At 59.8% G+C, this 19,253-nt stretch carries 12 protein-coding genes; 4 read left to right on the top strand and 8 right to left on the bottom strand.

Features of this window, described 5'->3' with window-relative positions; all coding sequences use genetic code 11:
* Window positions 1–9: 9 nt before the first annotated feature.
* Window positions 10–651 (bottom strand): carbonic anhydrase, encoded by a 642-nt coding sequence (locus AC1DMK_RS21740; RefSeq protein WP_037064641.1) that lies wholly within the window; start codon window positions 649–651, stop codon window positions 10–12.
* An 86-nt stretch (window positions 652–737) separates the two neighbouring features.
* Window positions 738–1,613: a pyridoxal kinase PdxY gene (gene pdxY, locus AC1DMK_RS21735; RefSeq protein ID WP_477861895.1), complete on the bottom strand. Its 876-nt coding sequence runs from the start codon at window positions 1,611–1,613 to the stop codon at window positions 738–740.
* Between the two features lie 251 nt (window positions 1,614–1,864).
* Between pdxY and AC1DMK_RS21730 the strand changes: the two genes are divergently transcribed.
* On the top strand, window positions 1,865–6,640 hold the full coding sequence (locus tag AC1DMK_RS21730; protein ID WP_477861893.1) for an NAD-glutamate dehydrogenase: 4,776 nt from the start codon (window positions 1,865–1,867) through the stop codon (window positions 6,638–6,640).
* Between the two features lie 31 nt (window positions 6,641–6,671).
* Entirely contained in the window at window positions 6,672–8,057 is a 1,386-nt protein-coding gene (locus AC1DMK_RS21725; RefSeq protein WP_477861891.1) for an MFS transporter, read from the top strand.
* A 16-nt stretch (window positions 8,058–8,073) separates the two neighbouring features.
* Here AC1DMK_RS21725 and purH read toward each other — a convergent pair whose 3' ends face one another.
* From purH to htpX, 4 genes are all read right to left on the bottom strand, one after another.
* Window positions 8,074–9,690 (bottom strand): bifunctional phosphoribosylaminoimidazolecarboxamide formyltransferase/IMP cyclohydrolase, encoded by a 1,617-nt coding sequence (purH, locus tag AC1DMK_RS21720; RefSeq protein ID WP_477861890.1) that lies wholly within the window; start codon window positions 9,688–9,690, stop codon window positions 8,074–8,076.
* Window positions 9,691–9,783: 93 nt separating this feature from the next.
* Entirely contained in the window at window positions 9,784–11,454 is a 1,671-nt protein-coding gene (locus AC1DMK_RS21715) for a heparinase II/III family protein (RefSeq protein ID WP_477861888.1), read from the bottom strand.
* 110 nt (window positions 11,455–11,564) lie between these two features.
* Entirely contained in the window at window positions 11,565–12,959 is a 1,395-nt protein-coding gene (locus AC1DMK_RS21710) for an RsmB/NOP family class I SAM-dependent RNA methyltransferase (protein WP_477861886.1), read from the bottom strand.
* A complete protein-coding gene (htpX, locus tag AC1DMK_RS21705; RefSeq protein WP_477861884.1) occupies window positions 12,950–13,912 on the bottom strand; it encodes a zinc metalloprotease HtpX in 963 nt (320 codons plus the stop codon). Before htpX ends, AC1DMK_RS21710 begins: the two co-directional genes overlap by 10 nt.
* A 121-nt stretch (window positions 13,913–14,033) precedes the next feature.
* On the opposite strand from htpX, the gene AC1DMK_RS21700 reads away from it, so the two are divergent.
* Window positions 14,034–14,258, top strand: a complete 225-nt coding sequence (locus tag AC1DMK_RS21700; protein WP_477861944.1) for a DUF1674 domain-containing protein — start codon at window positions 14,034–14,036, stop codon at window positions 14,256–14,258.
* A 97-nt stretch (window positions 14,259–14,355) separates the two neighbouring features.
* On the opposite strand, the gene acs is transcribed toward AC1DMK_RS21700, so the two are convergent.
* Window positions 14,356–16,311 (bottom strand): acetate--CoA ligase, encoded by a 1,956-nt coding sequence (acs, locus tag AC1DMK_RS21695; protein WP_037064627.1) that lies wholly within the window; start codon window positions 16,309–16,311, stop codon window positions 14,356–14,358.
* A 222-nt stretch (window positions 16,312–16,533) separates the two neighbouring features.
* Here acs and AC1DMK_RS21690 point away from each other — a divergent pair, with 222 nt between their 5' ends.
* Complete coding sequence (locus AC1DMK_RS21690) at window positions 16,534–17,232, top strand: DUF1013 domain-containing protein (protein WP_037064624.1); 699 nt, start codon at window positions 16,534–16,536, stop codon at window positions 17,230–17,232.
* Between the two features lie 69 nt (window positions 17,233–17,301).
* Here the strand turns inward: AC1DMK_RS21690 and AC1DMK_RS21685 are convergent, their stop codons facing one another.
* Window positions 17,302–19,212: a propionyl-CoA synthetase gene (locus AC1DMK_RS21685; RefSeq protein ID WP_477861882.1), complete on the bottom strand. Its 1,911-nt coding sequence runs from the start codon at window positions 19,210–19,212 to the stop codon at window positions 17,302–17,304.
* Between the last annotated feature and the right edge of the window lie 41 nt (window positions 19,213–19,253).

Below are 19,253 nucleotides of genomic sequence, written 5' to 3'. Positions count from 1 at the left end.
TCATTCTGCTCAGATCTCGGGGCGAATGAAATCGCGCGTCTCTGCATCCATGACCCAGAGCTCGCCTGTCGATATATCGAACCAGGAACCATGAAGATGGATCGAGCCGGCGTCTTCCAGCGCCTTGATGTCGGGAAATGTCCTGAGATTATCGATCGAGTTCCTAATCGAAACACGCTCGAGGGCTGTCTGCCGCTCGGCTGGCGTCATGACATCGTTGCTCTGGATCTGTTCGGCCGCCGGCCTGACCAGCGACATCCAGCGGCCAATGAAATCCCCGGGCGACAGCGGCTCGGCATTGGGGTCAAGCGCAGCGCGAATACCACCGCAGCGGCCATGTCCCATGACGACGATGTCCGAAACCTTCAATACCTGGACGGCGAATTCCAGCGCCGCGGAGGTCGAATGGAAATGTCCGTCCGGCTCATAGGGCGGCACCATGTTGGCAACATTGCGGATGACGAAAAGCTCGCCCGGCCCGGCATCGAAAATAAGCTCGGGCGCCGCACGCGAGTCGGAACAGGCAATCACCAGAGTACTCGGATTCTGACCGTTTTCGGCGAGCGTCCTATATCGATCCCGGGCATCGACGTAGCGCCCGCTCATGAAGTTGCGATAACCGTCCAGAAGGGAATTTGGAAAACGCTGCATACTCTTCGATTACAGCGTGAGACGGACAAGATCAACCATCACGCAGCAGAATGACTGGGCAGAATGACTGGGCAGAAATACGGGGGCTAGCTTCTGCGCCTTTGGGCCGGGTGCATAAGGCGCCGCATCTGCACCATCGCCATCGGAGTGGAGAGGCTCGACGCATCGCTTGCCAGCGTCAATTCATCGCTGCCGCGTTTGACCGCCCGGGCAAGCACCTCATAGACACTGGCCGTGGCAAGCTGCAGCGCCTTTTCATCTTCCATGCCTGAGAGCAACCGCGAAAGAAATAGGGCGGCCAGGAGGTCGCCAAGGCCATTCGGCGGATTGTCGATGACCCGATGTTCGGCAAGCAATGCGTGGCGCCCGGAAAGATAGAGATTGCCGGTGCCGCCGGCCATCATCGGCACGGCAGAGGTCACCAGCATGCGGGACGGGCCAAGCGACAGCGCCGCGTCCATGATCGAGGCATTGCTATCCAGCGGCGCCCCTGAAAGCCACGAGAGCTCATAACGGTTGGGCGTTGCCAGCGATGCCAAAGGGATCAGATGGTCGCGGATCGCCTCGGCAGTCGCCTCCGGCACATAAAGGCCGCCGAGATCGCCCATGACGGGATCGCAGACATAGAAGAGTTCAGGATTCTGCTGGCGCAAGGCAGTGACCAGGCGGCTCACGGAACGCGCCTGTGCGCCATTGCCGAAATAGCCGGAAAGAACGGCCTTCACTTCGCCGATCCATGGCGCACGGATAAGATCGTCGATCGCGGCATCGAAATCGGCTTCGGCAAACGTTAGCCGCGTCGATCGGCCATGTCCGGGATGCCACGGCAACACGATCGTGGGCAGCGCCCAAACCTGATGCCCAAGGGTCTCCAGTGCAAAGACTGCCGCGCGGTTTCCGACCGAACCTCGCACCACATGGCTCGATATGACAATCACTGTTCCAGCTGCGTTTTGCGGCATATGTTCCGATCCAATTGTACCTAGCGTTGATCCTCCTTTTGCTGCTCAGCTGTCAACCGTCCTTCATGAGAACATGCGCAGAGTTCCCGCGGGAACAATCGGTCGTGCGGGGAAGCACCAGGATTTTCAAATTCGATGCCTGACAGCGCAAAAACGCACGAAAACTATCTACGCCGACCTTCTTTTAGCGATTTTTACGCCGAATCTTCTGCTAACCTGCCGAAAAGCAAGCGAATGAGGGAACATCTGCAATGGCTGCTCGAAATAATCCGAGACGGGAAAAACAGATCGAAAGCGCGAGCAAGATCGCGGCGGCGACCGGAGAAGGCTACCTCGATCCGGAAATTTTGTTCGGACGCGCCAGCGGCGACGATCTGGAACTCTATACGTCGGAAATGCTTGCGCTTTCTGCCGTCCATTGCGCGCATGAGCTTGCCGCCTGGACCGGCAAGACGCCGCGTGTAAGCATAAAGACCGTCGCCCATGTCGAGCCGAACGGCGTCGCCGTGTCTATCCTCTCCGTGACCGACCATAATATGCCCTTCCTCTACGAATCCGTCATGGGTGAGGTCACCAGCAGCTATCGCGACCTTTATATGGCCGTTCACCCGATCCTCGTGATGACGCAGGGTAGGGCACCTGAGCTTTACACCGCGGATTTGCCGGGCGCACCGGTAAACCGGGTCAGCCACATCCAGCTGCATCTGGCGCCGCTGACGGCAGCGCAGTCAGCCGACCTCATCAAGCGCGTCGAGACGGTTCTCGAACATGTTCAGCAGGCGGTCTCCGATTGGAAGCCGATGCTGGAAAAGCTCGGCACCGCGATCGACGAGCTGTCATCGCGAAACGCCGGCCGCCGAAAGGCAGAACGGGACGAGGCGATCGCCTTTTTGACCTGGCTTCGCGACGCCAATTTCACATTCCTCGGAATGCGAGAGTATGTTTACTCGGGCAAGGGCTCCAGCGCCAAAGTCGAGCGCGACAAGGGCACAGGCCTCGGCATCCTCTCCAACCCGGATGTGCTGGTCCTTCGCACCGGCAAGGATGCCGTTACCACGACGCCTGAAATCCTTGCCTTCCTCGATGGTCCCGACTTCCTTATCGTCACCAAAGCCAACGTCAAGTCGGTGGTTCATCGTCGCGCCTACATGGACTACGTCGGAGTGAAGCGCTTCGACGCCGACGGCAACGTGACCGGCGAACTGCGCATCGTCGGTCTTTTTACCTCGACCGCCTACACCTCATTGGCCAGCGACGTGCCTCTGCTTCGCTCGAAGATCGAAAAGGTCAAAGATCATTTCGGCTTCGATCCGATGAGCCATTCCGGCCGCATGTTGGACAACACGCTGGAATCCTATCCGCGAGACGATCTCTTTCAAATCGATACGACGTTGCTCGCAAGCTTCGCCGAGCAGATCAACGATCTCACCGATAGGCCGCGGGTGCGGGTCCTGCCGCGTATCGATCACTTCGATCGGTTCGTGTCTGTTATCGTCTATGTCCCGCGCGAGGAGTACGATTCCATCGTGCGCGAGAAGATCGGCGCTTATCTGAAGACGATCTATGATGGCCGCGTGTCGGCCTATTATCCGGCCTTCCCGGAAGGCAGCGTCGCACGCGTCCACTTCATCATCGGCCGCTCCGGAGGCAAGACACCGCGTGTGCCCCAGGCAAGACTGGAAGAAGCAATCCGCGCCATCACCGCGCGGTGGGACGACCGCTTCGAGGCACTAGCAGGACCAAAGGCGCCGCGGATCCTGGTCAGTCATGCCTTTCAGGATCTTTTCTCTCCCGAAGAGACCTTTGGCGATCTCGATGACATTTCCGCCTGCGCCGCCGGCGAACAGATCCGCATCGCCTTCTATATGCGCAGCAAGGACGATCAGCAGCTGCTGTGCCTGAAGATCTTTCATGCGGCCGACCAGCTTGCACTCTCCCGGCGCGTGCCGTTGCTGGAGAATCTCGGCTTCAACGTCATCTCCGAGGGCACCTTCGACATCAATGTGACGCTCGCCGACGGCTCCGAAAAGCTGGTGGTTCTGCACGACATGGAGCTTGAGGCGAGGGGTGGCGGCCAGATCGATCTGGAACGCCACGCCGCTGCCCTGGAAGAAGCCTTCCTGTCGGCGTTCAGCGGGATCATCGACAACGACAATTTCAACCGCCTGATCATTTCGGCGGGCCTTTCGGCACGCGAGACAAGTGTCCTGCGCGCCTATGCCCGCTACCTCCGGCAGGCAGGCATCGCTTACTCGCAAGACTACATCGCAACCACTCTGGACAAGTATCCAGCGATCGCCGCACTGATCTTTCGCCTCTTCCACGATGGGCTTGATCCCAAACTTCCTGAGAAGGCACGGATCAGGAAGGCTGCAGAGCTTCACGACAAGATCGAGACGGCGCTTTTGGATGTTCCAAGCCTTGACGACGACCGAATCCTGCGCCGATACGTCAACGTCGTCGATGCAACGCTGAGGACGAACTACTTCCAGCGAAACCAGGACGGCACGCCCAAGGCGATGCTCGCCTTCAAGCTCGATCCGAACATGATCGACGGCCTGCCTGCTCCTCGGCCATTCCGCGAAATGTTCGTCTACGGCGCCGAGGTGGAGGGCGTCCATCTGCGCTTCGGCAAGGTCGCGCGCGGCGGCCTTCGCTGGTCGGATCGTGCCGAAGATTACCGCACCGAAGTGCTCGGGCTGGTCAAAGCCCAACAGGTCAAGAATGCGGTGATCGTGCCGGTCGGTGCCAAAGGCGGTTTCTATCCGAAGAAGCTTCCGATTGGCGGCAATCGCGACGAGGTTTTCAACGCAGGTCGCGAAGCCTACAAGACCTATATCCGGACGCTCCTGTCGATCACCGACAACATCTCCGGCGCAGATATCGTGCTGCCGGAAGACACCGTGCGGCTCGACGGCGACGACCCTTATTTCGTCGTCGCGGCGGACAAGGGGACAGCCACCTTCTCCGATACCGCCAACGCTCTCGCCCAGGAAGCCGGCTTCTGGCTCGACGACGCTTTCGCGTCCGGCGGTTCGGCGGGATACGATCACAAGAAGATGGGCATCACCGCCCGCGGCGCGTGGGAGACGGTAAAGCGGCATTTCCGCGAGATGGACATCGATATCCAGACGACGCCCTTCACCGTCGCCGGCGTCGGTGACATGTCGGGTGATGTTTTCGGCAATGGCATGCTGTTGTCGCCAGCGATCAGGCTCCTCGCAGCCTTCGACCACCGCGACATCTTGATCGATCCTGATCCGGATATCGGCAAGACGCTCGCCGAACGGCGACGCCTCTTCAACCTTGCGCGATCGAGTTGGCAGGATTTCGACAGGAGCGTCCTCTCGAAAGGTGCGATGATCATCTCGCGATCCGCCAAGTCGGTGACCCTGACGCCGGAAGCCGCGGCTGCTATCGGTATCGACAGGACGGTAGCGACGCCCTTTGAAGTCATGACGGCGATCCTGAAGAGCCCGGTGGACCTGTTGTGGTTCGGCGGCATCGGGACCTATGTGAAGGCTGCCTCCGAAACCGACACCGACGTTGGGGACCGCGCCAACGATTCGATACGCGTCAGCGCCGACGACGTTCGTGCCAAAGTAATCGGCGAGGGCGCAAACCTCGGCGTCACTCAAAGGGGCCGCATCGCCTATGGGCTGAAAGGCGGACGCTGCAATTCGGATGCGATCGACAACTCTGCCGGCGTCAATACGTCGGACGTCGAGGTGAACATCAAGATCGCGCTTGCGGCCGCCATGCATGACGGCAGGTTGACCCGGGCGAAACGCGATCAGCTGCTGTCTTCGATGACCGATGAAGTGGCGGCACTTGTGCTGCGCAACAACTACCTGCAGTCCCTGGCAATATCGCTGACGGAGCGCAAGGGGACGAGAAACGGTCTTGAACTCGCCCGGTTTATGAACGTCCTCGAAACCAGCAAACAGCTCAATCGCAAAGTGGAGATGCTGCCTGACGACCCCACGATGGTCGAGCGCTATGCGGCAGACAAGCCGTTGACGCGACCTGAGATCGGTGTGCTTCTCTCCTACGCCAAGATCGTCCTCTTCGACGCCCTGGCCGCAAGCGACTTGCCCGACGATCCGTATTTTTCGGCAACGCTGTCGCAATATTTTCCCGCAAAGATGCGCAAGACGAACGCTTCCGATATCACCGGACACCGACTGAAACGCGAGATCATCGCCACCGTCCTGGCCAATGAAGCAATCAACCGCGGCGGGCCGGGCTTTACCGTCAGCATGATGGACGCGACAGCGGCGGCGGCGCCGGAAGTCGTTCGCGCCGCGATCATCGCCCGTGACGGTTTTGACCTTGGACGGCTCTGGGCCGAAACCGACGCGCTGGATGGCAAGATTTCGGGACAGATGCAAAACCGGATCTATGAGGAAATCAGCCATATATTCACCGTGCTGACCCGGCTTCTGCTTAAGATGCAGATGGCCAAGGGCGACATCGCCGAAACCATTGAACGGTTGCGGATCGCGCTCAAGAAGCTCCAGCCGATCTTTGCCAGCCAGGTGGTGCCTGAACTCGAAGCACGCCAGAGCGAGTATCGCAATGCCGGTGTGCCGGATAAGCTTGCTGCTGAAATCTCGCATCTGCTGGGCTTTGCTCTCGTGCCTGAAATCATGCAGATCGCCGAACGCACCGGCGAACCGCTGGTTCGCGCCGCCGAAAGCTACTTCGCCGTCAGCCAGACGTTCCGCGTCGGCAGGCTGCTTGCGGCAGGGGGCCGCATTGTCACCTCCGACCACTACGAGAGCCTGGCACTCGCGCGCAGCCTCGACCAGATCGCCAGCGCAAGACGCGATATCGTCACGTCCGCGTTGTCCAACCACGGACGGGAAAAACTTCCGGTTCAGGCGTGGCATGGAAACGACAGGATACGGATAAACCGTATCGCCGAAGAGCTATCCGGCCTGAGCGATAGCGGCGATCCCAACCTTGCTCGCATAACCGTTGCAGCCGGGTTGCTGACCGATCTTGCACGAGACGGGACGAGGTGAGACAGTCCGCTCCGAAATCAGGAGCGGACCGGTGAATCGCATCGACTGGACGGGAACTCAGCCTGCAAGGGCCTCGCGCAAGGGCATCTGGGGCTGGATGCTCTTCGACTGGGCGGCCCAACCGTTTTTCACGGTGGTCACTACCTTTATCTTCGGCCCGTACTTCGTGTCGCGGCTGACGGAAGATCCGGTTTCTGCCCAGACCATGTGGAGCAATATGGCGACGATCTCCTCGGTGATCATCGCCATCCTGTCTCCGATTCTCGGTTCGATCGCTGACCAGTCCGGGGCAAGAAAGCCGTGGATCGGCTTCTTCGCCGTGATCAAGATCGCGAGCCTCTGCGGCCTGTGGTTTGCGGCGCCGGGTTCCCCCGTGATCTACCCGATGATCTTCATGATTCTGGCGTCGATCGCCGCTGAGTTCTCGATCGTCTTCAACGACTCAATGATGCCGCGTCTTGTCAGCAGGGACGAGGTCGGAAAGCTGTCGAATACCGCCTGGGGCCTTGGCTATCTCGGTGGGATGATCGTGCTGATCGCCGTGGTGGCACTGCTTGCCGCCAGCCCGGAAACCGGAAGGACGATCCTGGGCCTCGATCCACTGTTTGGCTTGGATCCGCATACGGGCGAAGACGCCCGTGTCACCGGGCCGATCTCCGCCATCTGGTATCTCGTCTTCATCCTGCCGATGTTCTTCTTCACGCCCGATGCAAAGCGCGGCCTGCCGTTTGCGGCTGCGGTTCGCTCCGGCCTTGGCGAGGTCAAAAAGACCCTCGCAGAGTTGAAGACACGTCGTGCTATCCTCCGCTTTCTCCTCGCTCGGATGATCTATCAGGACGGCGTCAATGGACTGCTGATCCTCGGAGGTGCGTTTGCGGCGGCCATGTTCGGTTGGGCCACCATCGAAATCGGCATATACGGCATCATCCTCAACGTTGTTGCGATTTTCGGCTGCCTGATTGCCAGTCGCGTGGACGCGCGCATCGGCTCGAAGGCGACGGTCGTCATCAGCCTCACAATGCTGCTGATCGCGACAGCCGGCATCGTATCGACCGGACCCGGCTATACATTCTTCGGATTGCTGGAGTTGCCGTCCGCCGACACCGGCGGGCTGTTTGGAACCGCTGCGGAAAAAGCCTACATCGCTTACGGCCTGCTGATCGGCCTCGCCTTTGGTCCCGTTCAGGCCTCCTCGCGATCTTATCTGGCAAGGAGCGTCAGCCCGGGCGAAGCGGGCCGCTATTTCGGTATCTATGCCCTGTCTGGCCGCGCCACGAGCTTTATGGCGACGCTTTTCTTTTCAGTCGTCACTTACATGACCGGCTCGTCACGCCTCGGCATGGCAACACTCGTGCTGTTCCTCGCCGGCGGACTTATTTTATTGATCCGTACGCCCTATCCAGCGGACAGGGCGTAGCGGCATCCATTTTCGTTCAGTGGCGGAAATGGCGCATGCCGGTGAAGACCATCGCGACATTGTGTTCGTTGGCAGCGTCGATCACTTCCTGATCGCGCATCGAGCCACCCGGCTGAATGACGGAAGTTGCGCCCGCCGCGATCATCGACAAAAGGCCGTCCGCAAACGGAAGAAACGCTTCGGAAGCGACGGCCGAGCCGGAAGTGAGCGGCACCGCGAGACCGAGAGCCCTTGCGGCTTCCTCGGCCTTCAGACCGGCGATACGGGCGGAGTCGACACGGCTCATCTGACCGGCTCCGATGCCGGCGGTCTGGCCATCCTTGGCGTAGACGACGGCGTTCGACTTGACATGCTTGGCCACCTTGAAGGCAAACTTCATGTCTTCAAGCTCCTGTGCCGTCGGCGCGCGCTTGGTGACGACCTTGAGTTCCAGGTCTTCGACCATGCCGTTGTCGCGGCTCTGAACGAGTAGACCCCCAGACACCGTCTTTGCCGTCAATCCGGCAGAGCGCGGATCGGGAAGGCCCCCAGCCACGAGAAGACGTAGATTGGCCTTGCGCGCGACGATCGCCTTTGCCTCGTCAGTCACATCGGGAGCGATGATGACTTCGGTGAAGAGCTTGATGATTTCTTCCGCCGTTTCCGCATCCAGGGTTTGATTGAGGGCGATGATCCCTCCGAAAGCCGAAACGGAATCGCATGCGAGTGCGCGCTTGTAAGCGTCGAGAAGGTTTAAACCGGTCGCGACACCACACGGATTGGCGTGCTTGATGATGGCGCAGGCGGCCGACTTTTCGGGCAGGAACTCGGCGACGAGTTCATAGGCCGCGTCGGTATCGTTGATGTTGTTGTAGGAGAGCTGCTTTCCCTGAAGAAGCGCTGCCGTCGACACGCCGGGACGCTGCTCGCCGGTCAGGTAGAAGGCGGCCTTCTGGTGAGGATTTTCGCCGTAGCGCATTTCTTCCTTCAAAGCGCCGCCGATCACACGATGGCGCGGCGTGTCGATAGCGAGGGCATCGGCAAACCAGTTGGAGATCATCGTATCGTAGGCGGCGGTACGGGCAAAGGCTTTCGCCGCCAGCCTCTGGCGGAAAGCATAAGTCGTCTGGGCGGCATCCGACGAGAGCTGCGCCAAGAGCTCGGGATAATCGGCCGGATCGGTGAGGATCGCGACGTAGGCGTGGTTCTTCGCCGATGCGCGGATCATCGCCGGGCCGCCAATGTCGATGTTTTCGACTGTCGTCGGGTAGTCTCCGCCGGCTGCGCGCACATCTTCGAACGGATAGAGATTGATGACGGCGAGATCGATGCCCTCGATGCCATGCGCTTTCATTGCTTCCTGGTGTTCGGCATCGTCGCGGATTGCCAGCAGACCACCATGGACCTTCGGATGCAGCGTCTTGACGCGACCGTCCATGATCTCCGGAAAGCCAGTGACGTCGGAAACATCGGTGACCGCCAGTCCCGCCGCCGCGATGGCCTTGTGCGTGCCGCCAGTCGACAGCAGCCGAACGCCCTTTTCGGCGAGCGCTCTCGCGAGGTCGACGATCCCGGTTTTGTCGGACACCGACAGCAAAGCGGTCTTCACTTCAACCTTGTCAGGGGCGGGAATTTTCTTGGAAACAACGGCCATGAGGCTTCTCCGTTCGGTCTTCTGGAGACATCCGGCGAGGTGCACGGACTATGGCGCCGCGTTAGCACAGCTTTTAGCCGGCGGAAACAGTCACTAGCTCCTGCGGGACAAAAACCAGCGTATTTCCGGTCGTTCCGGGTAGGAGAAGCTGATTTCCATCTGATCCGAGCCACAGATCCCGGAGGCGTCGGCAAAGAAGACATCCTCCGAAATCTGAACGCTATTTCCAGGCGAGGAAAACAGCCAGCTTTCACCGTCGGGCGCCGTCATCAATACCGACTCGCGGTCCATCTGTTTCAGGTTGATCGAAGGATGCGCATGAAACCGTGCGACCGCGCGCAATTCCTCATCGCTCTTGCGTTCCTCAGAAACAACAAGGCGGTCGCAGCCGGTCATAATCGAGCCGGTCGCGTTCAACGTCAGCTCTCGCTCATGCAAGGCGCCAAAAGCCTTAACATAGCCGTCGTGACTAGCCCTGATAACGTCCCGTCCGTCATCGGTCACCGCGCGATCGACGGCGACTGTCTTTATCGCCTCGATGATCATACGGGACAAAAAGTCCGAAGCCGAAAAGCGGCTCGACGAGGTATCGTTCAACGTGACGGTCGTATGCGCAGCGGTCGTGCGAGCAATCTCCACATAGCGCGACCCGGCAAACTTCGGGGAACCGGAATTGACGATGAACCGATGCCGGCCCGATGACATCTCAAACGACAGGCAGCCCGCATGGGCTGTTCGCGATAGCGTGCCGGAAGGAGGCAATCCCGTATCGGCGATAACGACAGTTCGCCCCGCAGCAAGTCTCTGATAGCGCGAGTGAGGCAACGCCTTGAACGGGTCGCCTGCTGTTTCGTCATACCGGAGCAACGAGACGAGCTCGGTCGCCAGCGTCGACGTGGCGCCGTTGAACAAGGCAAGGTCGCCGTCCTGGTGTCTGAAAAACCGCAGGGCGGGATACATGCGATCAATGCCCGAAATCAGCTTCTGCGGCAGATCGTGCCCGAGGTTGATATAGGTCTGCCTCAGCGGAAGCAGGTCCAGCAGCAGCTCAAGCCCCACGCGCGGATTGCGGGAGATGTGACCGCCATCGGGGAGAATCTGGCTATCGAACTCCAGATCGAGCGCCTCGGCCGCCTTTCGAAGCACGCTTGCGCGCGCCGGCATCGCAATCGAAGCCATGGCGAGCGCAACGCGCAGCCGGAAGCGCGTTTCACCCGCAGGAGCATATTTCGCCATGCGACGCAGGAAGCGCACCTGGAATGCAAGCGAGCGCAGAAACCGGCGATAGAAGCCGCGATCCGCATTCTGCAGAACGACGGGCGAATGGGAAAGCCAGGCGATCACGCGCTGTGCGGTAACGTCTATCTCCCATGCGATTCCTTCGATTCTTCCACCATGGATGGAAAGCCAACTGTTGACGATGGCACGCGCAACGTTCGAGTGAAGATCGCTCTTCTTGGCACGCATATGGCGCAGCCAGCCGAAGCCATGAAGCCTCAACGCGAACGAACGCGATGGAAGGCTGAATGTGAAAGGCGATTTGCCGCCGGTTTCAAGCATCCGGCCAGCAAGCGGAAATCGACCGGTGAGAATTTCCTCTGCAACATGCGGATCGACGGCGCGCAGATCGGTGGGCGCCACGATCAGGCGCTCCGGAGCATGGACGGTATGGCGAAATAACCGCAGGCGCAGAAGTGCTGCGCGACGAAGTACACGCCGCCAAGCCTCACGAAGGTAAAGACCTGAAAACCGTCCGGACCACATGTCTATCGTCTATTGACCCATATCGTTAGGATTGGATGAACAAGCCCGGAAACGGCGCAGACCGTCTATGAATTTGTGACGAATGCTCAACTATGCCATTTGCCTTTGCATCAGGCAACACGGCGCAGCACCGCGGCATAGAAACCGTCAAGTCCCGGCGCAAAGCCAGCAGGCACTGCCAGCATGTCGGGTGTCGTGCGGAATTCGCCGAGCGATGTGATTGCGCTCTCCAGCCCCCGCCACCGCGTCGGATCGATAGCGATCCGCTCGATCGCAGGCGTATCCGCAAGCACGCGAGCCACGACCTCTTCTCCCTCGCTCGGATCAAGCGAGCAGTTCGAAAAGACGATCGTGCCGCCGGCCTTCAACAGTGTCAGGGCGTGCCGCAGAAGCCGTTCCTGCAGGGCGGCAAGCTTTGCGATATCCTCCGGCCCCTTGGTCCACAGCACATCCGGGTGCCGGCGCGTGGTCCCCGTCGAGGAACAGGGCGCGTCGAGAAGGATCGCGTCGAAAAGCTCATCCGGCTTGTATTGCGTCAGATCAGCGGCAATCGTTTCCGCGTTTAGGCCCAACCGATCGAGATTGGACCGCAACCGCCTGATCCGGTTTTCGGATTGCTCGACGGCCGTGACCGCACCGCCTGCGAGAATAAGCTGAGCGGTCTTGCCTCCAGGGGCAGCACAAAGATCGGCAACGCGCTTGCCCGTTAGATCGCCGAAAAGCTGCGCTGGAATGCTGGCTGCCGCATCCTGCACCCACCAGGCGCCGTCTTCGAATCCTTCGAGCGAGGGGATACCTCCTGCGAAGGCTGCAAGACGAATACCGTGGGTGGGCAAGACCAGGCCGTTGAGCTTTTCCGCCCAGGCCTGGGCATCCGATTTGACGCTGAGATCGATAGCAGCCGGCTGAAGCTGCGAATCCGAAATCGCCTGGGCGGCATCGCTGCCGTAGGCTCGTTCCAGGCGCTCGATAAACCAGGCAGGCATGGCCGGGATATTGTCGATCTGCCGGAGAATATCTTCCTTTTCTCGGCCGAGACGACGCAAAACAGCATTCACCAGCTTGGCAAACCGACGGCTGCGCGGATCATGATTTGCCTGCTCGACGGCAATATCGACCGCAGCGTGATCCGGGACCTCAAGATAGAGGATCTGAGCAGCCGCGACGGCAAGCACGTGTTGCAGGGCACGCGCGCCGTCTGGCAAGGGAGAACTGAGCAACGAACCGATCGCAGCTTCGATGCGCGGCAAATGGCGAAGCGTCGTGTTCAAGATAGCGCGGACAAGCGCCCGGTCATCGTCTTGAAGCGCCTTATAGGCCGGATTGCCATGCTCGTGGTCGAGAGCGCCGTCAAGCGGAAGCTTGCGATCGACGACAGCGGCCAGAATCTTCGTCGCCGCCGCGCGAGCCTGGAGGCCGGGCTTTGCCGAACCGGCGTCGGCGCGAGAAACGGGAGACGTTTGTCTGCGGAATGGCTTCTTCTTGCCGTCTGAATTCAAGACCAAGGACCCTTTGGCGGTTGCGAACCACCGCGGCTAAGGCCCGCATCCGGAACAGAGCGCGATTTGCGCATCGGATTAGCAGCAGGAGCCGCCTGCGTCGAGGCATTCATCGAGCCATGCGCCATTTCCTGAAGCGCCGCAATCCGGTTCTCGGTGTTGGGATGGGTCGAAAACAGGTTGTCCATCCCCGCACCGGTCAAGGGATTGATGATGAACATATGGGCGGTCGCCGGATTACGCTCCGCGTCATAATTTGGAATCTGTGAAGCGCCGCGGGCGATCTTGCCGAGTGCGGATGCAAGCCAAAGGGGATTGCCGCAGATTTCGGCGCCGCGCCGATCGGCGGAATATTCGCGCGTGCGGCTGATCGCCATCTGCACCAGCATGGCCGCCAGCGGAGCAACGATCATCGCCAACAGGACACCGACGAATCCCAGCGGGTTGTTGTTGTTTTCCCGATGCCCCCCGAAAAAGAAGGCGAAATTACCCAACATGGAAATGGCACCCGCAAGCGTCGCTGTGATCGTCATCGTCAAAGTATCGCGGTTTTGCACATGTGCGAGCTCGTGCGCCATGACGCCGGCAACTTCCTCCGGCGAAAGCGCGCTCAACAGGCCTGTCGAGGCTGCGACGGCCGCGTTTTGCGGATTTCGGCCGGTCGCGAAGGCGTTTGGCTGTGGGCTGTCGTAAAGATATACTTTTGGCATGGGTAGCCCGGCATTGCGGGCGAGGTCGCGGATAATCGCAAAGAATTCCGGCGCGTTTCGCTCATCAACCTCCTGGGCGCGATATGCTGAAAGGACCATCCGGTCTGAATTCCAGTACGAAAAGAAATTCATGCCTGCAGCCATCAGGAACGCAATCATCATCCCGCCTCGGCCGCCGATCATAAAGCCGACGACCATGAACAGCGCGGTCATGAAGGCAAGCAACATGGCAGTACGAACAAGGTTCATCGGTGTCTCCATCAACCGCCGGAGCGCAGTCCGCATACGGAAGGGTTTCAATCGTTGCGCCGGCGCACTATGATTTGGTTATTCGCAAGCTATTTTCAATATTTTCAGGCAAAAGCGCGTGATGCAAGAAGCCGACAACGACAACACGCAAACCCCGACAACGGAAAGCTCCGAACCGCCACGCAAATTGCTGTCGCCAGCTGCCAGGCGCGCTCTGGCCGAAGCCGAAGAGCGCCGCCGCAACCAGCAACCAGCCGACATGCCACCGGAAATCGGCGGCAGGGGCGGTGCCGACCCCGCCCGCTTCGGTGATTGGGAGATCAATGGCCGAGCCATCGATTTCTAGGTAAATATTTCTATCGACCTTCACCGGCAAGCGACGGTGGCGGCAAAGCAAGGCCTGCGGCTGAAGCCGCTCCGGTTGCCCGCAGCGGCTGTCTGGATCAGGCGGTTGCCTTGTTTTGGCGGTTGGCGATCAGGTCGTCCACGACAGCAGGATCGGCAAGTGTCGATATGTCGCCCAGCGATCCGAAATCATCTTCGGCAATCTTTCGCAGGATACGGCGCATGATCTTGCCGGAGCGCGTTTTCGGCAAGCCGGGCGCGAACTGGATCTTGTCAGGTGCGGCGATAGGACCGATTTCGGCGCGCACGTGCTTGACGAGCTGCTGGCGCAGTTCGTCAGAACCCTCGTTGCCTGCCATCAGCGTGACATAGCAATAGATGCCTTGCCCCTTGATGGCATGTGGATAACCGACCACTGCGGCTTCGGAAACCAGCTGGTGCGAGACCAGCGCAGACTCCACTTCCGCCGTACCGAGACGATGGCCGGAAACATTGAGCACGTCGTCGACGCGGCCGGTGATCCAGTAGTAACCGTCCTCATCGCGGCGGCAGCCGTCGCCGGTGAAATACTTGCCCTTGTAGGTGGAAAAGTAGGTCTGGATGAAGCGCTCGTGATCGCCGTAGACCGTGCGCATCTGGCCCGGCCAGCTGTCGGAGATGCACAGATTGCCGTCCGCAGCACCCTCCAGTAGCTTGCCTTCGTTGTCGACCAGCTCCGGCTTTACGCCGAAGAACGGCATCGTTGCCGAGCCCGGTTTGAGATCGGTGGCACCCGGCAGCGGCGTAATCATGTGACCGCCGGTTTCCGTCTGCCACCAGGTATCGATGACCGGGCAGCGCTTGTCGCCGACGACGTTGTAGTACCACTCCCAGGCTTCCGGATTGATCGGCTCGCCAACAGTGCCGAGCACGCGCAGCGAAGAACGGGCGGAGCGGGTAACGAAGTGGTCGCCAGCGCCCATCAGCGAGCGGATCGCCGTTGGCGCGGTGTAGAAGATATTGACTTTGTGCTTGTCGATGATTTCCCAGAAACGGCCCTGATCCGGGAAGTTTGGCACACCCTCGAACATCAGCGTCGTCGCACAGTTCGAAAGCGGGCCGTAGACGATATAGGAATGGCCGGTCACCCAACCAACATCGGCTGTGCACCAGTAGATATCGCCGGGATGATAGTCGAAGACATACTCATGCGTCATTGAGGCATAGACGAGATAGCCAGCCGTCGTATGCAGAACGCCCTTCGGCTTGCCGGTGGAACCCGACGTATAGAGGATGAAGAGCGGATCTTCCGCCTTCATCTTGACCGGCGGGCATTCGGCCTTCACCGTTGCAACCTCCTGGTGGTACCAGAGGTCGCGACCCGGCGCCCAACCGGTTTTGCCGCCTGTGCGGCGAACAACCAGCACCTTTTCGACGATGACGTGCTGGCGCGCTGCAATATGGATGGCGGTATCCGTGTTCTCCTTCAGCGCTACCGGCTTGCCGCCGCGCACGCCTTCGTCACAGGTAATGACGAAGGTGGATTCGCAATCGACGATACGGCCCGCCAGGGCTTCCGGCGAAAACCCGCCGAAGACAACGGAATGCACCGCGCCGATACGGGCGCAGGCGAGCATCGCATAGGCCGCTTCCGGAATCATCGGCATGTAGATGGTGACCCGGTCGCCCTTCTTGACGCCGTGCTTCTTGAGTACGTTCGCCATGCGGCAGACATGCTCGTAGAGTTCGTTATAGGTCACCTTCTTGTCGATGTAGGGGTTGTCTCCCTCGAAGATGATCGCGACCTGATTGCCGTTGGTTTTCAGATGCCGGTCGATGCAATTGTAGGAGACGTTCGTTTGCCCGTCTTCGAACCACTTGATTGACACCTTGCCCGTAAAGGAGGTGTTTTTGACCTTGGTGTAGGGCTTGAACCAGTCGATCCGCTTGCCGTGCTTGCCCCAGAACTTATCGGGGTTCTCGACACTTTCCTCGTACCATTTCTCGTACTTGGCCTTGTCGATAAGCGCTTGGCTTTTAACCGGTTTTTGAACCGGGTAGATCTTCTGCGACATTGAATTCCTCCTCACTCAGGCACCAGGCGGCAGCGACGCGCTGCGGCCCTTTTAGGGCATTCATAGCAGCTCGCATTCGCCCGGCAATTAGACAAAGGTCATTTCGTGCGCGATGAATTGCAATTATGCATCACTGCGGTTATATAGCGGCATATTTCCCGGACATAGTGGTGACAACCCACGGACCGCGACACCGGCGCGGACGACAGAAGGACTATATCCATGGCTCAACAACTGCTCATGCCGAAGGCGACCGCTATCTGGCTCGTCGATAACACAGCTCTGTCTTTCGACCAGATCGCTCAGTTCTGCAGACTGCATCCGCTCGAAGTGAAAGCCATCGCCGATGGCGAAGCCGCACAGGGCATCAAGGGTCTGGATCCGATCTCCACCGGCCAGCTTTCGCGCGACGAAATCGCCCGTGCCGAGAAAAATCCGGCTCACAAGCTTAAGCTTTCGGAACCGAAGGTACGCGTACCGGAATCCAAGCGTCGCGGCCCGCGCTATACGCCGGTCTCCAAGCGTCAGGACCGCCCGAACGCGATCCTCTGGCTGGTGCGCAATCATCCGGAACTGAAGGATGCTCAGATTTCGCGCCTGGTCGGCACGACGAAATCGACGATCGAGCAGATTCGCGAACGCACCCACTGGAACGCTGCCAACCTCACGCCGATGGATCCGGTGACGCTCGGCCTCTGCAGCCAGATCGACCTCGACATGGAAGTCGAAAAAGCCTCCAAGGGCCGTCCGCTCCCGACCGCCGCAGAACTCGGCGCGACCCTGCAGTCCGCGCAGGAGACCGAGCGTCTGGCACCGAACTACGAGCGCGAAGAGGAAAAGGAAATCGACGCCGATGCCGTCTTTGCGAAGCTCAAGTCGCTGAAATCCTCGCCGAAAGACGAGGACGACGACCAGTACTGAGGCATTGTACTGAGGCATTGCACAGAGACTGACAGAGCCCTGCTTTTGTGGGGCTTTTTTTTGCGAGCGTCAGATGGGCAGCGTCCCAAAGCCTCTGGCGCGCAGTGCCGCGGCTATTTCTTCCAAAATAGCGGGATCGTCGATCGTTGCCGGCATCTTCCAAGGCACGCCGTCTGCGATCTTCTGCATCGTGCCGCGCAGGATCTTGCCTGATCGGGTTTTGGGTAGCCGCTCGACAGTGATTGCGGTTTTGAAAGCCGCCACCGGCCCGATCTGCTCGCGAATCAGCGCCACCACCTCGGATTCGATCGCCGATGTTTCCCGTGAAACACTTTTCTTCAGCACGAGAAAGCCGCAAGGCACCTGGCCCTTGAGAGAATCCGCAATGCCCACCACGGCGCATTCTGCGACATCGGGATGCATGGCGCAAACTTCCTCCATCGCTCCCGTCGAGAGCCTGTGCCCGGCACAATTGATGATGTCGTCGGTTCTCGACATGATGAACAGATAACCGTCGTCATCGATGTAACCGGCGTCCGCCGTTTTGTAGTAGCCTGGAAACTCGTCAAGATAGGCAGAGCAGAAACGCTCGTCGGCATTCCAGAGCGTCGGTAGGCAACCGGGAGGAAGTGGAAGCTTGACGACGACGTTGCCGAGCGTACCGGTCGGCACTGCGTGGCCCGCGTCGTCCACCACCTCGATGTCGTATCCGGGCATCGGTACCGATGGCGAGCCGTGCTTCACCGGCAATCGCTCAAGTCCCAGCGGGTTCGCCGCAACTGGCCATCCGGTTTCCGTTTGCCACCAATGGTCGATGACAGGAACGCCGAGCATGTGCTCCGCCCACTTCAACGTCTCCGGATCTGCCCGCTCACCTGCCAAAAACAGTGCTCGGAAGTCCGGCATCGGAAATGCACGAATGAACTGCCCATCGCTATCCTCCCGCCGAATGGCCCGGAACGCAGTGGGCGCTGTGAACAGCACCCTCACCTTGTGCTCGCTGACGATACGCCAGAAGGCACCGGCGTCCGGCGTTCCGACCGGCTTTCCCTCGAAAATAAGCGTAGTTACACCGGCAAGCAGCGGTGCGTAGACAATGTAGGAATGGCCGACGACCCAGCCTATGTCGGAGGCCGCCCAGAAGACCTCGCCGGGCTTCATGCCGTAGATATTCGCCATGGACCAATTCAGCGCGACCATGTGACCGCCGTTGTCGCGCACGACACCCTTCGGCTGCCCCGTGGTCCCGGATGTATAGAGAATATACAGGGGATCCGTCGCCTTGAGCGAAACACAGGCGACCTCGAGCCCGCGATTATAACCGACCGCAACCTCGAAATCCTGGTCGCGATCAGGCGTGAGGTCTGCAACAAGCTGCGGCCTTTGCAACACAAGGCAGTGCTCGGGCTTGGTCTTGGCGATCGCGATGGCCTGGTCGACAAGCGGTTTATAGGCAATCACCCTGCCTGGCTCCAGGCCGCAGCTCGCGGTGATGATTAGTTTCGCGCCCGAATCATCGATGCGGGCCGCAAGTTCGTTCGCGGCGAACCCGCCGAACACGACTGAATGCACTGCGCCGATGCGGGCACATGCCAGCATGGAGAAAATCGCCTCCGGAACCATCGGCATGTAAAGAATGACCCGGTCGCCTTTCGTGATTGCGAGTCGCCTCAGCGTTGCGGCAATAACCTTAACTTCGCCGAGCGCATCGTCATAGGTGAAGGACTGCTTGGCGCCGCTGATGGGGCTGTCAAAGATAATGGCGGTGTCGCTACCGCGGCCGCCAAGGACATGCCGATCCAGGCAGTTGTAGCATGTGTTGGTCTCGCCGCCGGCAAACCAGCGCCCATATGGCCCATCCCCTGGCGAAAAGACATGTTCGGGGGCCTTGAACCAAACAATATCCTCCGCCGGGCCGCGCCAGAAGTTTACGGGATCCCTCTTCCACTCTGCATAGAGCTGCTGATAGCTCCCTCGCATTTGCTCCTCCCCAGGACATGCAAGTTATCCAGCCAATCTAG

This window comes from Rhizobium sp. 05L419 (assembly GCF_056397845.1).
This window is presented reverse-complemented; position numbering and strand designations above follow the sequence as displayed.

What these genes read in the sequence shown, in the direction of transcription:
- acs (WP_037064627.1), bottom strand. Translation starts at nt 16,311, where the DNA reads ATGTCGCAGAAGATCTACCCGGTTCAAAAACCGGTTAAAAGCCAAGCG.
- AC1DMK_RS21730 (WP_477861893.1), top strand. Translation starts at nt 1,865, where the DNA reads ATGGCTGCTCGAAATAATCCGAGACGGGAAAAACAGATCGAAAGCGCG.
- AC1DMK_RS21715 (WP_477861888.1), bottom strand. Translation starts at nt 11,454, where the DNA reads ATGTGGTCCGGACGGTTTTCAGGTCTTTACCTTCGTGAGGCTTGGCGG.
- AC1DMK_RS21690 (WP_037064624.1), top strand. Translation starts at nt 16,534, where the DNA reads ATGGCTCAACAACTGCTCATGCCGAAGGCGACCGCTATCTGGCTCGTC.
- AC1DMK_RS21740 (WP_037064641.1), bottom strand. Translation starts at nt 651, where the DNA reads ATGCAGCGTTTTCCAAATTCCCTTCTGGACGGTTATCGCAACTTCATG.
- htpX (WP_477861884.1), bottom strand. Translation starts at nt 13,912, where the DNA reads ATGAACCTTGTTCGTACTGCCATGTTGCTTGCCTTCATGACCGCGCTG.
- pdxY (WP_477861895.1), bottom strand. Translation starts at nt 1,613, where the DNA reads ATGCCGCAAAACGCAGCTGGAACAGTGATTGTCATATCGAGCCATGTG.
- AC1DMK_RS21685 (WP_477861882.1), bottom strand. Translation starts at nt 19,212, where the DNA reads ATGCGAGGGAGCTATCAGCAGCTCTATGCAGAGTGGAAGAGGGATCCC.
- purH (WP_477861890.1), bottom strand. Translation starts at nt 9,690, where the DNA reads ATGGCCGTTGTTTCCAAGAAAATTCCCGCCCCTGACAAGGTTGAAGTG.
- AC1DMK_RS21700 (WP_477861944.1), top strand. Translation starts at nt 14,034, where the DNA reads ATGCAAGAAGCCGACAACGACAACACGCAAACCCCGACAACGGAAAGC.